Source organism: Mesorhizobium sp. M7D.F.Ca.US.004.01.2.1 (genome assembly GCF_003997785.1).
GTDB lineage: Bacteria > Pseudomonadota > Alphaproteobacteria > Rhizobiales > Rhizobiaceae > Mesorhizobium > Mesorhizobium loti.
This window is the reverse complement of record NZ_RZRQ01000287.1, coordinates 1-7,587: the sequence shown is the minus strand read 5'-3', so window position 1 is coordinate 7,587 and position 7,587 is coordinate 1. Positions and strand designations below refer to the sequence as shown.

At 62.3% G+C, this 7,587-nt stretch carries 9 protein-coding genes, 2 tRNA genes and 1 pseudogene; 6 read left to right on the top strand and 6 right to left on the bottom strand.

The window, feature by feature from the left end; genetic code table 11:
• The 5 genes and pseudogenes from EN993_RS27700 to EN993_RS27680 all read left to right on the top strand — a co-directional run.
• Positions 1-189 (top strand): annotated as a pseudogene (locus tag EN993_RS27700) (type III polyketide synthase); the annotation flags it as partial.
• On the top strand, positions 186-1,394 hold the full coding sequence (locus tag EN993_RS27695; RefSeq protein WP_127265353.1) for a sulfotransferase: 1,209 nt from the start codon (positions 186-188) through the stop codon (positions 1,392-1,394). The pseudogene EN993_RS27700 and the gene EN993_RS27695, both read left to right, overlap by 4 nt.
• Before the next feature lie 9 nt (positions 1,395-1,403).
• The gene (locus EN993_RS38390; RefSeq protein WP_127265352.1) at positions 1,404-2,018 is read left to right on the top strand and encodes an ABC transporter substrate-binding protein; all 615 of its coding nucleotides are present in this window, start codon (positions 1,404-1,406) and stop codon (positions 2,016-2,018) included.
• Positions 2,019-2,034: 16 nt separating this feature from the next.
• Positions 2,035-2,748, top strand: a complete 714-nt coding sequence (locus EN993_RS27685; RefSeq protein WP_127265351.1) for an ABC transporter ATP-binding protein — start codon at positions 2,035-2,037, stop codon at positions 2,746-2,748.
• 3 nt (positions 2,749-2,751) lie between these two features.
• Entirely contained in the window at positions 2,752-3,873 is a 1,122-nt protein-coding gene (locus EN993_RS27680; protein WP_109669551.1) for an ABC transporter permease, read from the top strand.
• Between the two features lie 238 nt (positions 3,874-4,111).
• Here the strand turns inward: EN993_RS27680 and EN993_RS27675 are convergent, their stop codons facing one another.
• The 3 genes from EN993_RS27675 to EN993_RS27665 all read right to left on the bottom strand — a co-directional run bounded on the left by EN993_RS27675 (position 4,112) and on the right by EN993_RS27665 (position 4,914).
• Positions 4,112-4,315, bottom strand: coding sequence for a hypothetical protein (locus tag EN993_RS27675; RefSeq protein WP_127265350.1), 204 nt, complete (start codon positions 4,313-4,315; stop codon positions 4,112-4,114).
• 6 nt (positions 4,316-4,321) lie between these two features.
• Positions 4,322-4,735 carry a Gfo/Idh/MocA family oxidoreductase gene (locus tag EN993_RS27670; RefSeq protein WP_245468984.1) on the bottom strand — a complete coding sequence of 138 codons (414 nt, stop codon included), beginning with the start codon at positions 4,733-4,735 and terminating at the stop codon, positions 4,322-4,324.
• Between the two features lie 102 nt (positions 4,736-4,837).
• Positions 4,838-4,914: transfer RNA gene (locus tag EN993_RS27665), tRNA-Asp, on the bottom strand.
• A gap of 216 nt (positions 4,915-5,130) precedes the next feature.
• Here EN993_RS27665 and EN993_RS27660 point away from each other — a divergent pair.
• A tRNA-Val gene (locus EN993_RS27660) sits at positions 5,131-5,206 on the top strand.
• A 30-nt stretch (positions 5,207-5,236) separates the two neighbouring features.
• Here EN993_RS27660 and EN993_RS27655 read toward each other — a convergent pair.
• From EN993_RS27655 to EN993_RS27645, 3 genes are all read right to left on the bottom strand, one after another.
• Positions 5,237-5,464, bottom strand: coding sequence for a hypothetical protein (locus EN993_RS27655; protein ID WP_126069347.1), 228 nt, complete (start codon positions 5,462-5,464; stop codon positions 5,237-5,239).
• A gap of 184 nt (positions 5,465-5,648) precedes the next feature.
• Positions 5,649-6,419 carry an SDR family NAD(P)-dependent oxidoreductase gene (locus EN993_RS27650; protein ID WP_109669558.1) on the bottom strand — a complete coding sequence of 257 codons (771 nt, stop codon included), beginning with the start codon at positions 6,417-6,419 and terminating at the stop codon, positions 5,649-5,651.
• 13 nt (positions 6,420-6,432) lie between these two features.
• A complete protein-coding gene (locus EN993_RS27645; RefSeq protein WP_127265348.1) occupies positions 6,433-7,428 on the bottom strand; it encodes an ABC transporter permease in 996 nt (331 codons plus the stop codon).
• Positions 7,429-7,587 lie beyond the last annotated feature (159 nt).

The following is a 7,587-nucleotide window of genomic DNA, read 5'->3' as shown; positions in this document are numbered from 1 at the left end:
CTCAAACTGGAGCCGACCGCGCTCGCCGTATCGCGCGAAGTGCTCCGGCAATACGGCAATATGTCATCGGCGACCGTGATGTTCGTGATGGCTGAAATGCTGAAGGAGCCGTCGGGCTTGCTCGGCTGCGGCATGGCGTTTGGGCCGGGATTGACCACCGAGACCATGATGTTCCGGACTGCCTTATGAAGGCCCTGCACGAAAGCATCTCGCTCGCAGCCCGTCGGCTGGCGCCCTATTTGCCGTATCCGCACTTCATGTGCGTGGCACCTCTTGACGCCGTGCTGCGGATTCTATGGCGCGCGGAAGGCCACATTCCCCCCGCCTACTGGCCGCGCCTGGTGCTCCTGCTCCTGCTTTCGGGGATCAATACAGTCGCCTCCCTGCCGGAGCGCGTGATCCTTGCGGCATGGCTGCGGCTACGACCTCCCCAGATGGGGAGGGATAATGCCCCCGTGTTCGTCCTCGGCTACTTCCGATCCGGAACGACGTTTTTGCAGAACCTGCTGGCAGCCGACCCAGACCTGAGATCGCCGAGTTGGCCGCAGGTCCTGGCCCCTCAGGCATTCGTCCCTGGATGGTTTCTCCTGCGCTACCTTTTCGTGCCGTTGCTGCCGTTGACGCGCCTTAGCGCAGTCGTGCCAGTGGGCGCCAAGCTGCCGGGGGAGGACGACTTCGCGTTGAACAATCTGGGAGGGATGTCCGTCCTCGCGGGACGCGCCATACTTCCCCGCCGGCAAGCCTTCTTTAATCGATTTCACGATCTCGACGCGCTTTCGAAGGGGGAGTTAAGCCGCTGGCGCTCGCATCAGTTCGGTTTCGTTCAGAAGCTTACTCTCGTTGCAGGCGGACGGCGACTTCTGCTCAAGTCGCCGAGCCATACGGCGCGCGTCCGCTACCTCCAGGAACTGTTTCCGGGCGCCAAGTTTGTCCACATCTCCCGTTCGCCGGAAGTCGTGTTCCGGTCCAACCTGCTTCTGGCGCGCGAATTGCAACGTGCGTTCGCCCTGCAGCCGCCACTGCCCGAGGATGAGCAGGAGGAGATCATCACCTGCGAATATCTCGCGACAGAGATGCACTATCTAGCCGATAGAGCTCAGATCTCAGCCGCCGACCTCGCGGAAGTGCGGCTGCAGGATCTCACCGCCGACCCCGCGGGTGAGATGAAGCGGATCTACCGTGAACTGGGCCTGCCATTTTCCCGCGGCTGCGAGGAGCGGGTACTGCAGGTCGCCGCGACGTTCGGCAAACAGGTGCGTAGCCGCCATCCCGACCTGACGGAAAGGCAGAAAGCGCGGGTCGCTCGCCTCGAACCGCTGGCTGCCGCTTTTGGGCATGCGCCTCTACAGGCTCCCGAGACGCTCGATGTTGACAGCCAACAGCGCATTGGATGACATAGGATCATGACAGCAGGCCCATGGTCGTACGCAAGCTGGGCAGCTTTGGCCCGGCTGTTGCTTGTCCCGGTGCTACTCGCGATCTGCGCCCCATCGCTTTCGGCAGCTGCCGATGAGCAGAGTGACGCGGTCAAGTTGGTTGAGACTGTGCGCCAGGCGGCGATAGTGCTTGGGCACGGTGGACCTGCAGAGTCGCAGCTCCGCTCGATCTCCGCGGCGTTCGACGGTAGGGGGATCGCGCAAGCCGTGCTCGGGACGTATTGGCGCCGGGCGAGTGCAGACGACCGCGCCTCGGTGGTCGATGCGCTTCTGTATGCTATTGCACACAGGCTGGCCGAAAGGCTGGAGCGGACGCAGGACAAGACTTTCACCGTGCTCGGCACAAAGGCTCTGGCTAACGGCGACATCCTGGTGCGCAGCGAATTCCGCCGGCCGCTCCACGGCCCAACGTCAGTGGACTGGCGTGTCCGCCACTGCCGCGGACAGCTCTGCATCGGCGATGTCTTTGTCGACGGCGGCTCCGTGACCGTGCAGCAGCGGGACCGTGTTGGCCAACTGCTCGCCGGCAACGGCGGCTCGATCCCAGCACTTGTCGCCGATCTCAGGAAAGGCCGGGTATGACGCCTCGCTTGTGCTCATGTCCCTCCTCGTCGAATTGAGCAATGTCGGCCGCGACTTTGATGGCGGTCGTATTGTCGCCGTTGACGGTGTGTCGCTTGCGATCGAGGATGATGAGACCGTCGCCATTGTCGGCCGCAGCGGGAGCGGCAAGTCCACGATCCTGAACCTGGTCTGCGGCCTCGACCGGCCAACGCGCGGCGAAGTTCGGTTCGAAGGACGGGCCGTCAACGGGAGGGCAGCATGGGCAGCCGTGCGGGCCAGCAGGATCGGCATCGTTTTCCAGAACTTCTTCCTGCTCCAGTCCTTATCGGCGCGCGAGAATATCGAGGTGGCTTTGTTGGGAAACCTCGGCGGAGCGCGGCAGCGTCGCGTTCGCGCGCTCGAACTTCTGGCACATTTCGGTCTTGCCGAACGCGCTACGCTCCGGCCGGCCGAGCTTTCGGGCGGCGAACGTCAGCGGCTTGCAATTGCGCGGGCGCTTGCCAACCGTCCGAAGCTTCTCGTTGCGGACGAGCCGACAGGAAGTCTCGACGTGCAGACGAGCCAGTCCGTGATGAGCATCATTGGCAACGCGCATCGCGAGTTCGGTACCGCAGTGATCGTGGTGACCCATGACGAGGACGTGGCCGCGCTGTGCGGTCGGCGCGTCGAGATATCCGACGGCCGCATCCGTTCGGACAACCGAATGACGGCGATGCCGACGCCCGCGCCGACGTTGCGGATCCGCTAACCCATGACAGAGCTGACCCTTCCCTTGCGCGGTCTCATTTCGCGCCCGCTTCGCACCCTCCTCACGGTTCTCGGCATCGCTCTGGCGGTCGCGGGGTTTGTGGCGCTTACCGGCCTGACCGCTGGCGTCCAGCACTCATTTGCTTCAGGAATCAATGAGAACGGTGCAGACTTGGTGGTGAGCCAACGCAGTGCGTTCAACCTCGTGAGCAGCGCCGTGCCCAAGTCGCTGAGCTCCGGGCTTTCCGCGGTACCAAACGTCGAGGCCGTGTCGGGCATTCTCCTGAACATCACCACCGCTGACGACGCTGCAAATATTGTCATGGCCGGCTGGCCGAGCGACAGCTTCCTGTGGAAAGACATGCACCTCCTGGCGGGGCGAATCCCTGCACCGGGGGACCAGTGGTCCGTGATCCTTGGCGAATCGATCGCCCGCGCATTGGACAAGCGGGTGGGTGATACCGTCGAGCTGCAGTTCCAGCCCTATAGGATTGTCGGCATCGCGTCGTTCTCGTCCGTGCTGAACCAGAACAGCGCGATCGTTCCGCTTGAAGGACTGCAGCAACTCCTGTCGCGGGAGGACGTTTTTACCTTGTACGAGGTGAGGTTGAAGCGCCCACTCGACAAGAATGACATCGCTGTTGCCCGAACCCGGCTCATCGCAGCCGCACAGGGGTTTGAGGTAGGTGACACCGAGCAGTTTTCCAGCAGCATCCGCATCTTCGATCTGCTTCGAGCGATTGCCCAGACAATTTCACTGGTTGTCATGGCGATGGCCTCTGTCGCCGTCGCCAATACACTTCTGATGGCCGTGAACGAACGGACGTTCGAGATTGGAGTTCTCGCGGCGCTTGGCTGGTCACCGCGGCGGATTCTTCGGCTCATTCTCATCGAAGGCGTGATCATGAGCGCAGCCGGCGGGGTCATCGGGATCATTCTCGGCGTCCTCACGATGGAGATGGCGGCGAAGACAAACTTCGCAGCGGGCTTGATCGTGCCTTACCTGTCAGGCTGGTCGATCGCGCAGGCGCTGATCTTCGTCTTCATCGCTGGCCCCCTCGGCGCGCTCTACCCGGCCTGGCGCGCTACACGTCTTCTCCCCGCTGACGCGCTTCGCAGGATCTGACGCCGGGGGGGCGAGTATTATTTGAGTAAGCGGATCATGCGGGGCAGGCTTTGGAGGACCTGGAGTGTGGTGGTCGGCCATGTCTGCCTTCAGGAAATAAAAAGCGCTTCTCGACGGCCGATATGCGGCGCCAAGCTGTCATGTGCGCTTTCACCTGGGAGAGTCCGCTTCTGACCGATGTTGAAAAGTCCGCGTCGGGGTTGCCAACGGCATTTGCATAGAACGGCATTCCGTGAACTCAGGACCGGAACCTGACGGTTTCGAAGGTTCCCGATTCCGCTGACCGCGCGATCGCATCGACGGTTTCGGCTACACGGTATCCGTCCTCGAAAGTGGCTCGCGGCGCGATCGGCTTGCCGCCTTCCACGGCCTCCAGCATGTGTCTGGCCTGATGGGCGAAACACTCGTTCCAGCCGAGCGGATGCTGGCCCTGGATGCCCATCGGCAGCTAGAAGTCGCTGTAAGGATGGCCGGCCTGCGTCACCATCTGCACCCGTGGACCGCGCTTCGGCTCGTAGATGACCAGCTCGTTCAGCCGCTCCATGTGGAAAGCGACGGACCCTTTGGTGCCGTCGACCTCGATGAAGCCACCGAGATTGTGGGCTCCAGCCACGCGCGTCGCTTCGAACGACGCCGTCGCTCCGTTTTCGAGCCGTGCCGCGCAGACGAAAGCATCGTCGTTGACGTCAAGGATCTGGTTTGAGGAATCCTTGCTCCATGTTCCAGTCATGGCCGCGACCTCGGCGACCTCGCCGACAAGGAAGCGCGCCTGGTAAATATGGTGTGAGCCGAGATCGCCTAGCGCGCCGAGGCCGGCCTGTGCCTTGCTGAAACGCCAGTTCAGGGGACCGCCAGTCAGCATGTTCAAAAAGTTGAAACTTGGCGCAAAAAAAAATTGAAACTCGACCAAACTTGCTTCAACGCCACCCTCCTTGAAACCCTTGCAGAACAAGGGGTTGGAGGGTGGCGCGAGTGACGGGGCTCGAACCCGCGACCTCCGGCGTGACAGGCCGGCACTCTAACCAACTGAGCTACACCCGCGCATGGCGAACACGTGTCAGCCGTGTTCGTCGTTGGGGCGCTGGATAAGGGGTTCGCCACCGGGTGTCAAGCGTGACAGGACAGCATAACAGCAAACAGGAGAAGGTTTTTTGACAGCCGGCGTTTTGTTGGCAAAACCGGCATCCAACCAAGGCGTCTTGCGCTCATTTGGCCTTGCGAAGCCGATCCTGACCGCTTAAAGGTCCGGCCCGGAGCGGGCGATTAGCTCAGTTGGTAGAGCGCTTCGTTTACACCGAAGATGTCGGCGGTTCGAGCCCGTCATCGCCCACCATTCCAATCAGACGATCCATCCACGGCCGCGTCAATGACGAAGCCCACGGTATGGCGTGCCTGGCTGTCCATTCGCCGCCGCGTCACAAACCCGCAGCAGATCGGCATGGATGTTTCTGGAGTTCAGCAACTCGGCCGCTTCCGGGTAGCCCTCGGCGAGCAATGCGGCAATGATCTCGGCTGGCGAGTGGTGGACACCACCCTCGGCCAAAGCATGAGCCCGCTGGTAGATATGACTGGTTCTGATTTTATTGGCCATTGCCAAACATCCCCCTTGATCAGCACTAGATGAACAACCTTTGAGATGCGAAGTTGTTCCGCTGCAACTTGTGGGGGAATATTCGCCAACTAATACGCGGGCGATGGATCTGTAGCTTGAAGTTATGCTTCTCATTCCCCTCGTCGTCAGGAGACTGAGCGATTCACTGCCGTTCGTGCTGTGATCAAGGCGGCAACAGCCGAAAATCATTGCCCTCGGGCAGCAGCTGCCCGCCGTCGACGATGATGGTCGTGCCGGTGATGTAGCTGGCATCGTCGGAGGCGAGGAACAGGAAGGCGTTGGCGACGTCGCGCGGGCTGCCGAGGCGGCCGAGTGGAATGGAGTCCTCCATGTTCTTGATGTAGGCAGCACCCCGATGCAGTTCGATGGCCTCGGTGAGGATGTTGCCGGGCTCGACACCGTTGACGGTGATGCCGTAACCGGAGAATTCGAGCGCCGCCGCACGGATGAAGCCGTTGATGCCGGCCTTGCTGGCCGAATAATGGCCATGGCCGGGGCTGGTGACATGCGGGCCGGTGATGGAGGAGGTGTAGAGCATGCGGCCAAAGCCTTGCGCCTTCATCGGCACCAGGGCCGCGCGGCTGGCATTGAAGGTGCCGCGCAGATTGACCGCCATGACGCGGTCCCAGTCGTCGGCGCTGGTGTTTTCGATCAGCTGCCAGGGATAGATGCCGGCATTCTGCACGATGATGTCGAGGCGGCCATGGAGCTTGAGCGCCAGCGCGACGGCTGCCTCGGCATCGCTCATTTGCGAGATATCGGTGCGGATGAAGGGAACGCCCAGCTCGTGCGCGGTCGCTTGCCCGGCCTCGACTTCGGTGTCGGCCAGCACCAGCCTCGCGCCTTCCTCGGCAAAGCGGAGTGCAATGCCCTTGCCGATGCCGCGGGCGCTGCCGACGATCAGCGCCACCTTGTCTTTCAGTCGTCCGGTCATGCGAGCCGTCCTGTTATGCGAGTCTTTGGCGGATGGTTTGCTTGAAAGCGTCGAGCAGCACGGCGGCCAGCACCAGCAGGCCATGGATCACCTGGGTGAAGTTGGCCGGCAGGCCCATCAGGTTGATCGCCGTGTTGATGGCTGAGAGCAACAGCACGCCGGCATAGACGCCAGGCAGGGTGCCGACGCCGCCTTTCAGACTGACGCCGCCGATTACGACGGCGGCGAAGGCGTTGAATAGCAGACCGACGCCGAGATTGGCGGTGGCGCCCGAGGTGCGGATCGCCAGCAGCCAGCCGGCAAGACCGGCGATGGCGCCGGCGAGAACGAAGGCGATGATGAGATTGCGGTTCACCCGGATGCCGGCGCGGAAGGTGGCCGTCTCGTTGCCGCCGATCATCACGAGATGCCGGCCGAACGGCGTCTTGGCCATGATCAGCGAGAAGACGACGAAGCAGCCAACCGCGATCCAGGCGGTGAGCGGCAGGCCGATAAGGCGCTGGATGCCGAACCAGCGGATGGCTGGCGCCAGGTCCTGCGCCGAGCGGCCGCCCGAAATCACGAGCACGAGGCCACGCACCCAGATGTAGGACGCCAGCGTGATGATGAAGGCGCTCATCTTCACCTTGACCACCAGATAGCCATTGAAAGCGCCGATGAGGCCGCCGACGGCCAGCGCCAGCAGCAGCGACACCGGAACCATCAGCCATTCGGGATGCAATTGAACGCCAAGCCCTATTCCGGACGAGCAGAACAGGATGCCGACCGCCATGGCGCTGAGCGCTGCCACGGATTCGACCGACAGGTCCATGTGACCGGCGATGATTACCAGCGCCAGGCCGATCGACATGACGCCGAGCACGCTGGACGCCTCGATGATGTTGGCGAAGATACCGAGTTGGAAATAGTTCGGGACGAAGATCGAGAAGACCACCAGCACGAACAGCAACATGAACCAGACGAGGTTGTCGAGAACGAACTCCAGGGCTATGCGTGTGCGCGGGTTCATGGGCTGATCCGGTTGGCGCACGACCCCGAAAATCAAGCTGATTTTCGCAAGGATCGGGCGCGGATTCAAATTCGCCACGGCGTCCCTTCGGACGCGGCGTTGTGAAAGGGCAGGCTCCGGGCCGCTACGGCCCGGAGCGCTTTCAAATGACTATTCGAC